The sequence below is a fragment of the Sphingomonas sp. Leaf33 genome, from assembly GCF_001421785.1.
Classification (GTDB): Bacteria; Pseudomonadota; Alphaproteobacteria; order Sphingomonadales; family Sphingomonadaceae; genus Sphingomonas.
This window is the reverse complement of record NZ_LMLB01000017.1, coordinates 101343-117668: the sequence shown is the minus strand read 5'-3', so window position 1 is coordinate 117668 and position 16326 is coordinate 101343. Positions and strand designations below refer to the sequence as shown.

Genomic DNA, 16326 nt, shown 5'->3' with positions numbered 1-16326 from the left:
GGCAAGATAAAAGACATGGCAACCAAAGCGATCGCGACCGGCGGCACGACCAAGCGCCGCATCCGCAAGGTGTTCGGCGACATCCACGAAGTGGTGCAGATGCCGAACCTGATCGAGGTTCAGCGCGAAAGCTACGAACAGTTCCTGCGCTCCGACAAGAGCACAGGCCATGTCTCCGGCCTCGAAAAGACGCTGCGCAGCGTCTTCCCGATCCAGGATTTCGCCGGCACCGCCTATCTCGACTTCGATGATTACGTCCTTGAAGACCCGAAGTTCGACGTCGAGGAATGCCGCCAGCGCGGCATCACCTATGCAGCCCCGATGCGCGTCACGCTGCGCCTGACCGCGTTCGAGGTCGATCCCGATACCGAAGCCAAGTCGGTCATCGATATCAAGGAGCAGGACGTCTACATGGGCGACATGCCCCTGATGACGGGCAACGGCACCTTCTTCATCAACGGTACCGAGCGCGTCATCGTCAGCCAGATGCACCGCTCACCCGGCGTGCTGTTCGACCATGACCGCGGCAAGACCCACGCCAGCGGCAAGTTCCTGTTCGCCGCGCGTGTCATCCCCTATCGCGGCAGCTGGCTCGACTTCGAATTCGACGCCAAGGACATCGTCAACGTCCGTATCGACCGCAAGCGCAAGCTGCCGGTCACGACATTGCTCTATGCGCTCGGCCTGAATTCGGAGGAAATCCTCAACCACTTCTACAACCGCGTGACCTTCGTCCGCGGCCAGGGCGGCTGGCAGATTCCGTTCGCCGCCGAAAACTGGCGCGGCGCCAAGCCGATGTTCGACATCGTCGACGCGAAGTCGGGCGAGATCGTCTTCCCGGCGGGCCAGAAGATTTCGCCCCGCGCGGCCAACAAGGCGGCGAAGGATGGTCTCTCCGACCTGCTGATCCCGACGGAAGAAATCTTCGGCCGCTACAGCGCATACGACCTGATCAACGAGAAGACCGGCGAGATCTACATCGAGGCCGGTGACGAAGTGTCAGCCGAGAACCTCGAACTGCTCGACAAGGCAGGCATCGAGCGGATCGAACTGCTCGACATCGACCACATCTCGACGGGTCCGTGGATCCGCAACACGTTGAAGGCGGACAAGGCCGAGGAGCGCCAGCAGGCGCTCAGCGACATCTACCGCGTCATGCGCCCCGGCGAGCCGCCGACGCTGGAGACGGCGGAGTCGCTGTTCGCAGGGCTCTTCTTCGACCCCGAGCGCTACGACCTGTCGGCCGTCGGCCGCGTGAAGCTCAACATGCGCCTCGACCTCGATGCGCCGGATACGCACACCACGCTGCGCACCGAGGATATCCTGGCCGTCGTCAAGACGCTGGTGGATCTCAAGGACGGCAAGGGCGAAGTCGACGACATCGACAACCTCGGCAACCGTCGCGTCCGCTCGGTCGGGGAGTTGCTGGAGAACCAGTACCGTGTCGGGCTTCTCCGCATGGAGCGTGCGGTCAAGGAGCGCATGTCGTCGGTCGACGTGTCGACGGTCATGCCCAACGACCTCATCAACGCAAAACCCGCGGTCGCCGCGGTGCGCGAGTTCTTCGGTTCGTCGCAGCTGTCGCAGTTCATGGACCAGACCAACCCGCTGTCCGAAGTGACGCACAAGCGTCGTGTCTCGGCGCTCGGGCCGGGCGGTCTGACGCGTGAGCGTGCGGGCTTCGAAGTCCGCGACGTTCACCCGACCCACTATGGTCGTATCTGCCCGATCGAAACGCCGGAAGGCCCGAACATCGGTCTGATCAACAGCCTCGCGTCGTTCAGCCGTGTCAACAAGTACGGCTTCATCGAAACGCCGTACCGCAAGGTGAACGACGGCGTCGTCACCGACGAGGTCGTGTACCTGTCGGCGATGGAAGAGGCCAAGCACACGATCGCGCAGGCCTCCGCCGAAGTCGACGACGGCAACCGCTTTACCGAGGAACTGATCTCGGCACGTCAGGCCGGCGAATTCCTGATGGCGCTGCCGGAAACCATCACGCTGATGGACGTCAGCCCCAAGCAGCTCGTTTCGGTCGCCGCGTCGCTGATTCCGTTCCTGGAAAACGACGACGCCAACCGCGCGCTGATGGGTTCGAACATGCAGCGTCAGGCCGTGCCGCTGGTCCGTGCTGAGGCGCCGTTCGTCGGCACCGGCATGGAAGAGACCGTGGCCCGCGATTCGGGCGCGGCGATCTCGGCGCGTCGTTCGGGCATCGTCGACCAGGTCGACGCGAGCCGAATCGTCATCCGCGCGACCGGTGACGTCGATGCCAATGAATCGGGCGTCGACATCTACACGCTGATGAAGTTCCAGCGCTCCAACCAGTCGACCTGCATCAACCAGCGTCCGCTGGTGAAGGTCGGCGACGTGGTGAACGTCGGCGACGTGCTGGCCGACGGTCCGTCGACCGAGTTCGGCGAGCTGGCGCTGGGTCGCAACGCGCTCGTCGCGTTCATGCCGTGGAACGGCTACAACTACGAGGACTCGATTCTGATCTCCGAGCGGATCGTGAAGGACGACGTGTTCACGTCGATCCACATCGACGAGTTCGAAGTGATGGCCCGCGACACGAAGCTGGGGCCGGAGGACATCACCCGCGACATCCCGAACGTCGGCGAGGAAGCGCTGCGCAACCTCGACGAAGCCGGCATCGTCTACGTCGGTGCCGAGGTCGAGCCGGGCGACATCCTGGTCGGCAAGATCACGCCGAAGGGCGAAAGCCCGATGACGCCGGAGGAAAAGCTGCTCCGCGCCATCTTCGGTGAAAAGGCGTCGGACGTCCGCGACACCTCGCTGCGCCTGCCGCCGGGCGTATCGGGCACGATCGTTGACGTGCGCGTGTTCAACCGCCACGGCATCGACAAGGACGAGCGCGCGCTGGCGATCGAACGCGAGGAGATCGAACGCCTGAAGAAGGACTCGGACGACGAACGCACCATCCTGAACCGCGCCACCTGGTCGCGTCTGAAGGACATGCTGGTCGGCCAGACCGCGACCGCGGTGCCGAAGGGCCTGAAGAAGGGTGCCGTGATCGATCAGGACCTGCTCGACAGCGTCGATCGCCACGAATGGTGGAAGTTCGCGGTAGCCGACGACGCCGTCCAGTCGAACCTGGAAGCGGTCAAGGGCCAGTACGACGAAGCCGCCAAGCGCATCCGCGAGAAGTTCGAGGATCGCCGCGAGAAGCTGGAGCGGGGCGACGAGCTGCCGCCGGGCGTGCTGAAGATGGTCAAGGTCTTCGTCGCGGTGAAGCGCAAGCTGCAGCCGGGCGACAAGATGGCCGGCCGTCACGGCAACAAGGGCGTCATCAGCCGCATCCTGCCGGCGGAGGACATGCCGTTCCTCGCCGACGGGACGCCGGTCGACCTGGTGCTCAACCCGCTGGGCGTGCCGAGCCGCATGAACGTCGGGCAGATCTTCGAAACCCACCTCGGCTGGGCCGCCCGCAACCTGGGTATGCAGGTCGCGGCGGCGCTGGACGACTGGCGGGAGGCGAACCCGGATGCGCAGGCCGGCGAAATGCCGGGTGCGGTCAAGGATCGCCTGGTCGAGATCTACGGCGACCATTATGCCGAGGACATCCAGTCGCGGACGCCGGAGCAGGTCGCCGAGCTGGTCCACAACATCCGTACCGGCGTGCCGATGGGCACCCCGGTGTTCGACGGCGCGCGCGAAAGCGACGTGTCGGACATGCTGGAACTGGCGGGTCTCGACACGTCGGGCCAGTCGACGCTGTACGACGGCCGCACCGGCGACGCGTTCGACCGCAAGGTAACCGTCGGCATCATCTACATGCTGAAGCTGCACCACCTGGTCGACGACAAGATCCACGCGCGCTCGATCGGGCCGTACAGCCTCGTCACCCAGCAGCCGCTGGGCGGTAAGGCGCAGTTCGGCGGACAGCGCTTCGGAGAGATGGAGGTCTGGGCGCTCCAGGCCTACGGCGCGGCGTATACCTTGCAGGAAATGCTGACGGTGAAGTCGGACGACGTGGTCGGCCGCACCAAGGTGTACGAAGCGATCGTCAAGGGCGACGACACCTTCGAGGCGGGTATTCCGGAGAGCTTCAACGTGCTCGTCAAGGAAATGCGCTCGCTGGGCCTGAACGTCGAGTTGAAGACCGCCGAGGTCGACGAAGACGGCAACGCGCTGGCCGACGCGGCGGAGTGATCGGTGATCCCGCAGCGGTCTTGAAAACCGCTGCGGGGTCCCTCCCCCCGCCCGACTGATTTGACCCCGTAGAGGGACTGAAAAATGAACGAACTGACCAATTTCGCCAATCCGCTCGCGAAGCCGGAAACCTTCGACCAGATCCAGATCGGCATCGCATCGCCCGACCGCATCCGGTCGTGGTCGTTCGGCGAGATCAAAAAGCCCGAGACGATCAACTATCGTACGTTCAAGCCGGAACGTGACGGCCTGTTCTGCGCGCGCATCTTCGGTCCGATCAAGGATTACGAGTGCCTGTGCGGCAAGTACAAGCGCATGAAGTACAAGGGCATCGTCTGCGAGAAGTGCGGTGTCGAAGTTACCGTGTCGAAGGTCCGCCGCGAGCGCATGGGCCATATCGAGCTCGCCGCGCCCGTCGCGCACATCTGGTTCCTGAAGTCGCTGCCGAGCCGCATCGGCCTGCTGCTCGACATGCAGCTGAAGCAGCTCGAGCGCGTGCTGTATTTCGAAAGCTACATCGTCACCGAGCCGGGCCTGACGCCGCTGGAGAAATTCCAGCTGATGACCGAGGACGAACTGCTCGAAGCGCAGGACCAGTATGGCGAGGACGCGTTCTCGGCCGGGATCGGTGCCGAAGCGGTCAAGATCATGCTCATGGACCTCGACCTGGAGGGTGAGCGCAAGGAACTTCTGGAAGAGCTGGCGACGACCAAGTCGGAGCTGAAGCCCAAGAAGATCATCAAGCGCCTGAAGGTCGTCGAGAGCTTCATCGATTCGGGCAACCGCCCGGAATGGATGATCCTGGACGTCGTGCCGGTCATCCCACCCGAGCTGCGTCCGCTCGTTCCCCTGGACGGCGGCCGCTTCGCGACGTCGGATCTGAACGACCTGTATCGCCGCGTGATCAACCGCAACAACCGCCTGAAGCGGCTGATGGAGCTGCGCGCGCCGGACATCATCGTCCGCAACGAAAAGCGCATGCTGCAGGAAGCGGTTGATGCCCTCTTCGACAATGGCCGCCGCGGTCGCACGATCACGGGCGCCAACAAGCGTCCGCTGAAGTCGCTGTCCGACATGCTGAAGGGCAAGCAGGGCCGCTTCCGCCAGAACCTTCTCGGCAAGCGCGTCGATTATTCGGGCCGTTCGGTCATCGTGACCGGGCCGGAGCTCAAGCTCCACCAGTGCGGCCTGCCCAAGAAGATGGCGCTCGAGCTGTTCAAGCCGTTCATCTACGCGCGCCTCGACGCCAAGGGTCTGTCTATGACCCTCAAGCAGGCCAAGAAGTGGGTCGAGAAGGAGCGCAAGGAAGTCTGGGACATCCTCGACGAGGTGATCCGCGAGCATCCCGTGCTGCTCAACCGCGCGCCGACGCTCCACCGCCTCGGCATCCAGGCGTTCGAGCCGGTGCTGATCGAGGGCAAGGCGATCCAGCTGCACCCGCTGGTCTGCTCGGCATTCAACGCCGACTTCGACGGCGACCAGATGGCCGTGCACGTTCCACTGAGCCTCGAGGCGCAGCTGGAAGCGCGCGTCCTGATGATGTCGACCAACAACATCCTGAGCCCCGCGAACGGCAAGCCGATCATCGTGCCGTCGCAGGACATGGTGCTGGGGCTCTATTATCTGTCGATGGAGAAGACCGGCGAGCCGGGCGAAGGCATGCTGATTTCCGACATGTCTGAAGTGCACCAGGCGCTCCACGCCGGCGCCGTCACGCTGCACACCAAGATCACCAGCCGTGTGCCGCAGGTCGATGAGAAGGGCGTCGAGCGCATGCAGCGCTTCGAAACCACGCCGGGCCGCATGCTGCTGGGCGAGACGCTGCCCAAGAACCACAAGGTGCCCTTCGAGACCGTCAACCGCCTGCTGACCAAGAAGGACGTCACCGACGTCATCGACGAGGTGTATCGTCATACGGGTCAGAAGGAGACGGTGCTGTTCGCCGACGCCATCATGGCGCTGGGCTTCCGCCACGCGTTCAAGGCCGGCATCTCGTTCGGCAAGGACGACATGATCATTCCGGACGCGAAGACCGGCATGGTCGACGAGACCAAGGCGCTCGTGAAGGACTTCGAGCAGCAGTATCAGGACGGCCTGATCACGCAGCAGGAGAAGTACAACAAGGTGATCGACGCTTGGAGCCGCTGCGGCGACCAGGTGGCGGCGGCCATGATGGACGAGATCAAGGCGGTGAAGCGCCTGGATGACGGTCGCGAGGCGCCGATCAACTCGATCTACATGATGGCGCACTCCGGTGCCCGTGGTTCGCAGGCGCAGATCAAGCAGCTGGCCGGCATGCGTGGCCTGATGGCCAAGCCGTCGGGCGAAATCATCGAAACGCCGATCATCTCGAACTTCAAGGAAGGCCTGACCGTCCTTGAATACTTCAACTCGACCCACGGCGCTCGTAAGGGCCTTGCGGATACCGCGCTGAAGACCGCCAACTCGGGCTACCTCACCCGCCGCCTCGTCGACGTCAGCCAAGACTGCGTCGTGATGGAGGAGGATTGCGGGACCGAGCGGATGCTCGAGATGAAGGCGATCGTTCAGGGCGGCAGCACCATCGCGTCGCTCGGCGAACGCATCCTCGGCCGGACCACCGGCGAGGACGTCGTCAGCAAGGACGGCAAGGTCGTCATCCCGGCGGGCACGCTGCTCGACGAGCCGATGGTCGCGCAGATCGAGGCGCTGGGCGTCCAGGGCATGAAGATCCGCAGCCCTCTGGTCTGCGAAGCCAAGGTCGGCGTGTGCGGCAAGTGCTACGGCCGTGACCTCGCCCGCGGTACGCCGGTCAACATCGGCGAAGCGGTCGGCGTGATTGCGGCGCAGTCGATCGGTGAGCCGGGCACGCAGCTGACCATGCGTACCTTCCACATCGGTGGTGCGGCGCAGCTGAACGAAACGTCGAACCTGGAAGCGCACGCCGACGGTACGGTCGAATTCCGCGACCTGCGCGTCATCGTCGACCAGCGGGGTCGCCGCGTGGTGCTCAGCCGTTCGGGCGAGATCGTCATCAAGGATATGGACGGCCGCGAACTGTCGACCGACCGCGTGCCGTACGGTGCGTATGTCCTGTTCGACGATGGACACATCGTATCGAAGGGCGACCGGATGGCGGAATGGGATCCGTTCACCATGCCGGTCATCACCGAAACCGGCGGTACGGTTAAGTATCAGGACCTGATCGACAACCGCACGATGACCGAACAGGCCGACGAAGCGACGGGCATCACCCAGCGCGTCGTCATCGAATATCGCGCCACGTCGTCCAAGACGAAGGAGGACCTGCGTCCCCGCCTGACCCTGACCGGCGATGGCGAAGGCGAAGGGTCGCGCTACATGCTGGCGCCGGGCGCGGTGCTGTCGGTCGAGGACAATGCGACCGTCCAGGCCGGCGACGTTCTGGCGCGTGTCGCGCGTGAATCGGCCAAGACCCGCGACATCACCGGCGGTCTGCCGCGCGTCGCCGAGCTGTTCGAAGCGCGCAAGCCCAAGGAAAACGCGATCATCGCGAAGGTCTCGGGCCGTGTCGTATTCGGCAAGGACTACAAGGCGAAGCGCAAGATCGGGATCATGCCGGAGGACGGCGGCGATGTGGTCGAGTACCTCATCCCCAAGTCTAAGGTGATCGACGTTCAGGAAGGCGACTACGTCAAGCGTGGCGACAACCTGATCGGCGGTTCGCCCGATCCGCATGACATCCTGGAAGTGATGGGCATCGAGCCGCTGGCCGAATATCTGGTCAGCGAAATCCAGGAAGTCTATCGACTCCAGGGCGTGAAGATCAACGACAAGCACATCGAGGTGATCGTTCGCCAGATGCTGCAGAAGGTCGAGATCACCGACGGCGGCGACACCACGCTGCTGGCCGGCGAACAGGTCGATCGTGACGAGATGGACGAAGCCAACGCCAAGCTCGACAAGAAGCAGGCGCGGGCCCAGGGCAAGCCGATCCTGCTGGGCATCACCAAGGCGTCGCTGCAGACCCGTAGCTTCATCTCGGCCGCCTCGTTCCAGGAGACGACCCGTGTGCTCACCGAGGCTTCGGTGCAGGGCAAGATCGACTCGCTGAACGGCCTGAAGGAAAACGTCATCGTCGGCCGCCTGATCCCGGCGGGTACCGGTGCGGGCATGAACCGCCTGCGCGTGGCGGCATCGTCGCGCGACGCGGCATTGCGGGCGCAGCAGCGCGCGCTGGTTGCGGCGATGGCACCGCAGTCGGCCGCGGAAGAGCGGGCAGCGGAAGCCGCCCGTAGCCCGCGCGACGAGGTCGGCACCGGCGACGATCCGCTGGCGGCGGTCGTCCCCAGCGGCTCGGGCACCGATGCGGATGCCGGCGAGTATCTGAACACGGAAGACTGAGGCGCGGGCACCTTGGGATTGCGCCAGCAATCCCAAGAGCTGCCACGACGGGCGGCGTGACCGGCACAGCCGGTCATGTCCAACGGCGTGGCCCTAAGCTATCGAGGAACCGCCGTCCGGGGATGTCCGGGCGGCGGTTTTTTGTTGTTCCTGCCCCGTGAGCACAAGCGGCTGTCGCGTGACGCTCTCGGCCGATACCTTATCCGCGATGACGCGTTTGCTACCACTCGCCCTCGCCCCCCTGCTGCTCGCAGCCGCCCCGCCTCCGGGCCAAGGCTTCGATGTCGAGCGCTATCAGGTGACGCTGCGCCCCGACGTCGCGACCGCCGCAGTGTCGGCACGCGAACGCATCATCCTGCGCGCGACGACCAGTGGCGTCGCGACACTCGACTTTTCGCCCAACGCCCTGGCGATCGCCGACGCGACCATCGCCGGCCGGCCGATCACCGTCACGCGAACCGCGCAGGCCACGCGCTTCACCCTGCCCCGCCCCTTGCGCCGCAGTGAGCGCGTCACGCTATCGTTCGCGCTGTCCGGCACACCCGCCCGCGGCCTGACCGCGACCGCCGGGCATTTGTACGCCGGCTATTTCGCCTGCGACTGGATGGTCTGCCGGCAGGACAGCCCCGGCGACAAGGCGTGGTTCGACCTCGATCTCGACCTGCCCGCGGGGGTGCAATCGCTCGGTACGGGCCGGCGGGTTGCCATGCGCGGCACGGGTGGCGGGCTGGTCCGCCACCGCTGGCGCGCCACCCGCCCCTATTCGCCCTATCTGTTCGCCTTCGCCGCCGGCGCCCTTCCGCAGCGCGGTCGCGACACACGCCACGGCAGGATCATGATCGCCGATGCGACCGGCACCGCGCGCGACGTGACCGCGGAGCTGGCCGAAACGCAGGCGATGGTCGCCTTCCTCGCCGAGCGTGCGGGTGTCGCACTACCCGACCGCCGCTATGCCCAGTTGCTCGTCCCCGGCCGCGAGGCGCAGGAGACCGCCAGCTTCTCGCTGATCGGCGTGGACGAACTCGCGCGCGACCGCGACGACCCCGCCGGTGCCTGGGTCATGGCGCACGAACTGGCGCACCAGTGGTGGGGCAACCTCGTCACCTGCGCGACGTGGCGCGATTTCTGGCTGAACGAAGGGATCACGACCTTCATGGTCGCCGCATGGCAGCAGCAGCGCTTCGGCGAAGCCGCCTATCGCCGCAGCCTGGATATCGCGCGCGCCCGCGTCGATCAGGCACGCGTCGCCGGATTCGACAGGCCGCTCGCCTGGGACGGCCGCTATCCGTCGCTGCGACTACGCCGCGCGATCCAATATTCGAAGGGCGCGCTGTTCGTCGCCGAATTGCGCGACACGATGGGCGACGCGGCGTTCTGGGCGGGTCTGCGCCGCTACACGCGGGCCAACGCCGGCGGCACCGTCACGTCCCTGGATTTCCAGCACGCGATGCAGCGGTCAACACCGCACGACCTGACCCCGCTGTTTCGCGAGAGGGTGTATGGCAACGAAAATGATGCAGCGGCGATTACGCCGGGTCGCCCTCGTCCTCCGCGTCCATCTCCTCTTCCGCCGCTTCCATGAAGTCGCGCGCGGCGTCGCGGTCCTCGGGGTCCTCGAACGCCTCGTCGATGTCGGGGGCTATGCCCAGCATGAACATCAGGCACCACAGCGCGAACCGCCGCCCCGAATCCTTTTCCAGCCCGAATTGCAGGCGCAGCCGGTCGACGCCGGCTGCGACCTGCTCGGGCGGCAGATCCTGAATCTCGGTGGTGTTGAAGAAGCGGACGAGCAGCTGGTCGAAATCCATGGCCCCTGCCTAGCCGAAGCGCGCGAAAAAGCCCAAGACGGCCAGGGGAGGAAAGCATGGCCCTGCCCGGCGCCACCGCGCCGCGCCGGCAATCGTCAGTAATCCACCGCGTAATCCTCGCGAAAATCCGCGCCGGAATAGGGACGCCGCATCGTCCAGGGCATGGCGGGCGCGGTCCAGTAGCGGTCGCTTGCCTGCAGGCCCAGCGCGGCGAGGCCTTCGGACGTGATGTACGTGCTCCCGGCGTTCGAACAGATGTCGCCCAGCGTCAGCTGCGCCCGGGTGAAGCCGATTGTCAGGAAACCCGCCGCGTCGAAATTGGTCGGATCGGCAAAGATCCGGCGCGCGACCGCGACGGTCGCGCTGCGCACCTGTGCCGCGGGCAGCGTTTCCGGTGGAGCGACGGCCGGCATCGGCGCACCGACTGACCTGCACATCGCATATTATTTGTCATACAGATCTTAAAATGATGGTCTGTAGTCACAGCGTCCGGTGATCGATCACGCTACTGCCACAGCTGGCGGCGCCCGACTGACGCGCACGTGCATCGCGGATCAGTCGCAAGAATACGCAGTTGAGAGCAGGTTTCGCCAGAAGTCACCGCAGACGTCGCCGCCGGCGCCGCCGGGCGACACGATCACGGAAGAATGGTGCGGGACGCAGTCGGCTGCGAACCTGTCTCCGTAGCTAAATACCCATTATCAGGGAAAATAATCAAAAACCCGTTATACGTAATGCGATCATGCCGCCTGAGCCGCTTATGCTTGGGCTTTTTTAATCGAGTTCCCTACCCGTTGGATCAGGGAAATATGACGTTCGAAGAGCGAGTGGCAAAACATATCCAGGGAATTTTGCATCGATCGGCTCAAGGCCTGCGCTGTAATGCACTATGAACAGCGCGCGCCCGGCGCCGCAGGTTGCTAGGCCGCCCACCGAACATCCCATGCTCGCGAATCAGTGAACGACGCAAAACTGCGCGTTGTTTCGATAACGCAACGATTGACGAAAGCGTGGTAGTCAGTTTTTTTGCCCTTAAAGGCCATTTCGACCCGCATTCGCGACTTAGATGCGTACTTTTGCGTATGACATACAAATGGGAAGTCATCCGTTGGGATGAAATTTCATCCGGGCGCCAGAAAGCCGCTCTATGACCCCTCTACGGGCCTCCTAGGGCACACTTAGAAGCTTGTTGCAGTACCGTAATTTCGCTGATTAATGGGGGGCTGAGGAGACCACCATGGCCACTTTGCACATTACTGATCGTAACCCCGCTGAGCTGCGAGTGAATGCTTCGAATGCGCGCACACACAGCCGCAAGCAGATCACTCAAATAGCAAAATCCATTGCAGCTTTCGGATTCAACAACCCGGTGCTGATCGACGGTGCCGACGAAATTATCGCCGGGCATGGACGCGTCTCGGCAGCCATCCAGATCGGCATGGTCGTAGTTCCAACGGTCCGCCTTGAACATCTCAGTGCCGCGCAGAAGCGCGCCTACGTCATTGCAGACAACAAGCTGGCTGAGCTTGCCGGGTGGGATCAAGATATCCTGGCGATCGAACTTCAGAATTTGGCCGACATCGATCTCGATTTCGAACTGACGGACATCGGCTTTGAGATTGCCGAGATCGACCTGCTTGTCGGACCAGTCGCCGCAAATGCTACGAAGCCCGATGAGCCAGAGCTACCCGAACGCGGTTCCTTGGCGCCTGTAGCACGGCGCGGCGACCTTTGGCTGTGTGGAGAGCACCGCGTATTTTGTGGCGATTCGCTTGACGCTGCGAGCTACCAGGCACTGCTGGGGGCTGAGCAAGCGCAGATGGTTTTTACCGATCCGCCGTATAATGTGCCTATCAAGGGTCATGTGTCTGGTTTGGGAAAAGCTAGACACAGCGAGTTTGCAATGGCCTCGGGCGAGATGACTGCCTCCCAGTTTGCCGGTTTTCTGACCTGTTCACTTCAACTGGCCGCGGAAGCCAGCGCGAACGGCGCCATTCACTTCGTATGCATGGACTGGCGACACATCGGCGATCTGCTTGCCGCTGGTGCACGGGTCTATAGTGAAACCAAGAACATATGCGTGTGGGTCAAAACGAACGGAGGAATGGGGTCGCTGTATCGTTCGCAACACGAGCTGGTCGGCGTTTTTAAGGTCGGAACCGCCCGTCACATCAACAATGTCGAGCTTGGGCGCTTTGGACGGAGCCGAACCAACGTCTGGACCTATGCTGGAATGAACAGCTTCAGACATGATCGGGACGAAGCATTGGCGATGCATCCAACCGTCAAACCGACAGACTTGGTTGCAGATGCAATTTATGACTGCTCGGCTCAGAACGGCATTATCTTGGATCCGTTTGGCGGCTCCGGCACCACGATGCTTGCAGCCCAACGAACAGGCCGGCGTGCACGGCTCATTGAGCTCGACCCAGGCTACGTGGACATCACATTGTTCCGGTTTGCGCGTGAGCAAGGCGTTACGCCGATCAATGCGAGCACCGGCGACATATACGATTTCAAAACCGCCGCCCATCGTCTCGAACAAACGCGACCGCAGGCAGCGAGGTCAAGCCGGTGAACGATGAAACCGCAGGCGACGATGACGATGCTATTTATCAGATCGGGTACAAGCGCCCGCCGAAGGAGCATCAATTTAAGAAAGGACGTTCGGGAAATCCCCGCGGTAGGCCCAAGGGGGCAAAGGGTTTTGCAGCCTTGGTCCGAGAAAACCTAGCTAGAACCGTGCAAGTGCGGATGGATGGACACACCCGTACCGTGTCAGTCGGGGAAGCGATCCTGATGCGGACGCTACGGGACGCGGTGAGCGGTGGTAAGCGAGCAGCGGAGCAAGGGCTCAAACTGATGGAGCGATTCGGGACGCCAGAGCCGGAAGAGGCTGAGCTGGTCTGGAGTCTCGAGAATCTTTCAGATGACGAGCTAACAGAACTCGAACGGCTCTCGTGCAAGGCAACGGGCAAGCTCGACGAGTTTGCCGAATTTGAAGCGGATCGCAGGCGAGAGCGTCAGGAAGCCCGCGCCGAACGCATACGTATCTTTGGTCCGAACATTTTACCAGAAGAGGACGATAACTGATAAAAGTTATGACGCTGTCGCGATGACCCATCGGCAGACATTCAGACCATTCTTCCTTCTTCCCAACTTCGGCCATTTGTTCAGGCGCCCCTGCAAGCGGAAGGCTATCTTATTCCGCGCCTCCCCCTTACTTGCCCTGCCGTCACCAGCGGCCCGGTCCACGAACCGCTCCAGCACGCCCCCTGCCTCGGCTTCAGATCGATAAGTAGGCGCAACGCTTTGAGCAGCTCGGCACGCGCCCGACCGTTTGAGATCACTTCCCGATCAGAGCTACAGTCCTTTTCAATCGTGCCCAAATCTGCGCCACGGCCGCTCTCCTGTAGATACCGGCTCGGGAAAAAGTGAACACAGCGGTGGAGCGACGTTCGAACGTGACGCGATCGTCGACGGCGTTGTGATTAAAACTCGCGAGATAAGTCGATTTCACCTTCAGCGGTAACGACGTCAACGCTACTGGGCACGGGAATGTCTAAACGCATCTCAGATTCGATGACCAAGCCGTCTGCCGCATCGATGGGTTTCTGGCTCGCGATCGGGCATATGTTGGCGTTCGCGGACCGGTCGAAGATCGCCGGACTGCTGCCTCTCATTCGACACGATATCCCCATGTCGGATGCGGTCGCCGGGGCGATGCTGGGTACGATATTCACGCTTGGATATGTTATCGGCCTCGTCGCGCTAGCCGTCTTGCCTCCGCGGTTTTCGAACAACGCGACGTGGCGCATTCTGGTCGGTGTCGGGCTTGGCGCTGCGGCGAGCCTCGCCACGGGTTTCGTCCGATCGCTTACCGAATTGATCCTGGTCCGAGCCGTTCTCGGGTTCGGCCAGGCGCTGTTTATTCCTGCGGCGTTGACGTTGCTGGCGGATGCAAGCGTCGTTCTGCCACTGCGCACGCGTCAGATGGCACGTTTTCTTGCAGCTGCGTCATTGGGGCGGGGCGCCGGGTTGCTTCTGGTAGCGGCAGCCGTCGCGGCGTTGCAATGGTTCGTGGCGGCTGGGGCGCCGTGGCGCTGGGTATTCGCCGTCACGACAGTTCCAAACCTCATCCTCCTTGCGGTGCTTTGGCATGCGCGGGAGCGTTCGGTTGCAGCGCCGACGGTTGAGGCGGGAACGTCGATCATCCCGCCCACCGGAGTCAAGTTCGCCTACCTGCTGCTGGCTACGGCGCCGTTCGTCCTCATTCAAGGCTTCGTCGGCTGGTTGCCGACGTTACTGCACGAACGCGGGCTGACCATTCCGACCGCAGCCACCGTTGCGGGAGTGCAGGCGATCGTCGCCGGTGCCGGCGGTCAGTTGACAGGTGGCACGCTCATGCGACGCCTGGGCACGGGCTTTCACATCGCACCGCTCGTCGTGGTCGCAGCTGTCATCCTGGCCTCCGGCTTCATCGGTGTCGGGGTCGCGGCAGACGGTATTGCCGGTACGGTCGCAGCCTTCGTCGTGGCTTATTATCTGTTGGCCATCGCGCTGTTCGGCGCGATCTTCGGATGGCAGCAGCTCCTGTCCGCGGACGGTGCGATGTCAGGTAACGGGACCTTGATGGGCACGGTGACGTTCGTCGGCGTCGGACTGGGCCCCATCCTGACCGGCGCTATCGCCGGCCATCTGCACAACCTTGGCGCAGCGTTGGCAGCCACCGCGACGACATGCGCGATCTGGTCGATCCTCACCTGGGCCGCGATGCTGATGCTCTATCGTCGTCGAGCCGAGCCGCGCGCCACCCTGTAGGCGGCGTCGTAGATCGTATAGGCGCCTAAGCGCCCTAGCGTAGTTCGCTCAGCCAGAGGCGCAGCGTAGGAAGACTGTCGACGCCACTGCCCGCCGCGATGACCTGGCGATACATTCCGGGACGCGCGCCATAACGATCGAAGAACGCGCGGTTGGCGTCGTTGGTGTCGTCGAAACCGGCTGCCGACGCGAGCGCGGAGAAGCTTCGCGTCTCGGCCGGATCGGCAAGACGTCGTCGCAAATGCTCGAGGCGATGGCTCCGGATGAACGCCTGAACGCCACCTTGTGCGGCAAGCGTGCGGTAGAGCGTCGATCGCGACAGCCCCGAGAGCCGGATCAGAGCGGCAACGTCGAACTCGGCATCGCCCAAATGCGTCTCGACGATCCGGCGCAGCTGGGCGAGCCGTTCGGCTTCCGCCGATTGCGCCGCCCCGCGGTCGATCCCGCTGTTGTCAATCACCACGGCCAGGAGCGCGATGAGCATGTCGGCGGCGGACTTCGCCACGGTACGTGCCATGTCGGGCAGGTTCTGCAACAGAACCAGGACAGTGTCCTGAAGGAGTCGCACCCGCGCAGCCGGCAGTACCACGCCCTGAAGCGCATCGACATCCTCGATCAGACTCGTCAGCCGATCGCGAGCGATCGAGATGGTCACGACATGCGCGTTGTCCATCCGGTTTTCGTAAGGAATCGCGGTGCTCAGGATGATCGCCTCGCCGGGCTGAAGGCGACGGGTCGTGCCGTCACATCGGAAGGTGATGCCGCCGCTGATCAACAGTGTGACGGTGAAGTGATCGAAATTGTCTGCGGCCAGTCTCTCGGGCACGCGGCTATGCCCGACGTCGTGCAGCCTGCGATCGTAGATCAATATCCGGTCGAGCCGCCACGCGCGGACGCGCGCGCGCATCGCAGGCCCGGTCAGCAGCACCTCCGTCATGATGCCGTATAGCGTACGGTAACGCTCAAACCGGAGGTCTTCGGGGAAGGCATCGCTGTCGAAATCCAGCCGGTCACTGACATCCATCTTCAAGAGCCGTGTACCTTCCAGTCTCGTGTGCGGCCCGCCCGACCGCCGCGCGAAGCGCCGATCAGCCGCGGCGGCAACAATGCCCGCAACCTTATTTCGTTGCGTCTCACTTGTGGGACGCGACGCCATCAACAC

9 protein-coding genes are annotated in these 16326 nt (G+C 63.4%); 6 read left to right on the top strand and 3 right to left on the bottom strand.

Annotated elements, in window-relative coordinates:
* Positions 1-15 precede the first annotated feature (15 nt).
* The 3 genes from rpoB (at position 16) to ASE86_RS13750 (ending at position 10117) form a co-directional block, all read left to right on the top strand.
* Complete coding sequence (rpoB, locus tag ASE86_RS13760; RefSeq protein ID WP_056428098.1) at positions 16-4173, top strand: DNA-directed RNA polymerase subunit beta; 4158 nt, start codon at positions 16-18, stop codon at positions 4171-4173.
* Between the two features lie 84 nt (positions 4174-4257).
* Entirely contained in the window at positions 4258-8535 is a 4278-nt protein-coding gene (gene rpoC / locus ASE86_RS13755; RefSeq protein ID WP_056428095.1) for a DNA-directed RNA polymerase subunit beta', read from the top strand.
* 208 nt (positions 8536-8743) lie between these two features.
* Positions 8744-10117 (top strand): M1 family aminopeptidase, encoded by a 1374-nt coding sequence (locus ASE86_RS13750; protein WP_082441969.1) that lies wholly within the window; start codon positions 8744-8746, stop codon positions 10115-10117.
* On the opposite strand, the gene ASE86_RS13745 is transcribed toward ASE86_RS13750, so the two are convergent.
* Positions 10062-10343: a hypothetical protein gene (locus ASE86_RS13745; RefSeq protein ID WP_056428092.1), complete on the bottom strand. Its 282-nt coding sequence runs from the start codon at positions 10341-10343 to the stop codon at positions 10062-10064. The genes ASE86_RS13750 and ASE86_RS13745 overlap by 56 nt on opposite strands.
* 95 nt (positions 10344-10438) lie before the next feature.
* A complete protein-coding gene (locus tag ASE86_RS13740; protein ID WP_056428086.1) occupies positions 10439-10780 on the bottom strand; it encodes a DUF2264 domain-containing protein in 342 nt (113 codons plus the stop codon).
* Between the two features lie 800 nt (positions 10781-11580).
* Here ASE86_RS13740 and ASE86_RS13735 point away from each other — a divergent pair.
* The 3 genes from ASE86_RS13735 to ASE86_RS13725 all read left to right on the top strand — a co-directional run bounded on the left by ASE86_RS13735 (position 11581) and on the right by ASE86_RS13725 (position 15164).
* Complete coding sequence (locus ASE86_RS13735; protein ID WP_082441938.1) at positions 11581-12921, top strand: site-specific DNA-methyltransferase; 1341 nt, start codon at positions 11581-11583, stop codon at positions 12919-12921.
* Entirely contained in the window at positions 12918-13436 is a 519-nt protein-coding gene (locus ASE86_RS13730) for a DUF5681 domain-containing protein (protein ID WP_156347189.1), read from the top strand. The genes ASE86_RS13735 and ASE86_RS13730 overlap by 4 nt, the downstream gene beginning before the upstream one ends.
* A gap of 465 nt (positions 13437-13901) precedes the next feature.
* Complete coding sequence (locus ASE86_RS13725) at positions 13902-15164, top strand: MFS transporter (protein WP_082441937.1); 1263 nt, start codon at positions 13902-13904, stop codon at positions 15162-15164.
* A 34-nt stretch (positions 15165-15198) separates the two neighbouring features.
* Here the strand turns inward: ASE86_RS13725 and ASE86_RS13720 are convergent, their stop codons facing one another.
* On the bottom strand, positions 15199-16320 hold the full coding sequence (locus tag ASE86_RS13720) for a helix-turn-helix domain-containing protein (protein ID WP_082441936.1): 1122 nt from the start codon (positions 16318-16320) through the stop codon (positions 15199-15201).
* Between the last annotated feature and the right edge of the window lie 6 nt (positions 16321-16326).

Excerpts from the sequence above, each read along its gene's own strand:
- rpoB (WP_056428098.1), top strand. The coding sequence starts at position 16 with ATGGCAACCAAAGCGATCGCGACCGGCGGCACGACCAAGCGCCGCATC.
- rpoC (WP_056428095.1), top strand. The coding sequence starts at position 4,258 with ATGAACGAACTGACCAATTTCGCCAATCCGCTCGCGAAGCCGGAAACC.
- ASE86_RS13750 (WP_082441969.1), top strand. The coding sequence starts at position 8,744 with ATGACGCGTTTGCTACCACTCGCCCTCGCCCCCCTGCTGCTCGCAGCC.
- ASE86_RS13745 (WP_056428092.1), bottom strand. The coding sequence starts at position 10,343 with ATGGATTTCGACCAGCTGCTCGTCCGCTTCTTCAACACCACCGAGATT.
- ASE86_RS13740 (WP_056428086.1), bottom strand. The coding sequence starts at position 10,780 with ATGTGCAGGTCAGTCGGTGCGCCGATGCCGGCCGTCGCTCCACCGGAA.
- ASE86_RS13735 (WP_082441938.1), top strand. The coding sequence starts at position 11,581 with ATGGCCACTTTGCACATTACTGATCGTAACCCCGCTGAGCTGCGAGTG.
- ASE86_RS13725 (WP_082441937.1), top strand. The coding sequence starts at position 13,902 with ATGTCTAAACGCATCTCAGATTCGATGACCAAGCCGTCTGCCGCATCG.
- ASE86_RS13720 (WP_082441936.1), bottom strand. The coding sequence starts at position 16,320 with ATGGCGTCGCGTCCCACAAGTGAGACGCAACGAAATAAGGTTGCGGGC.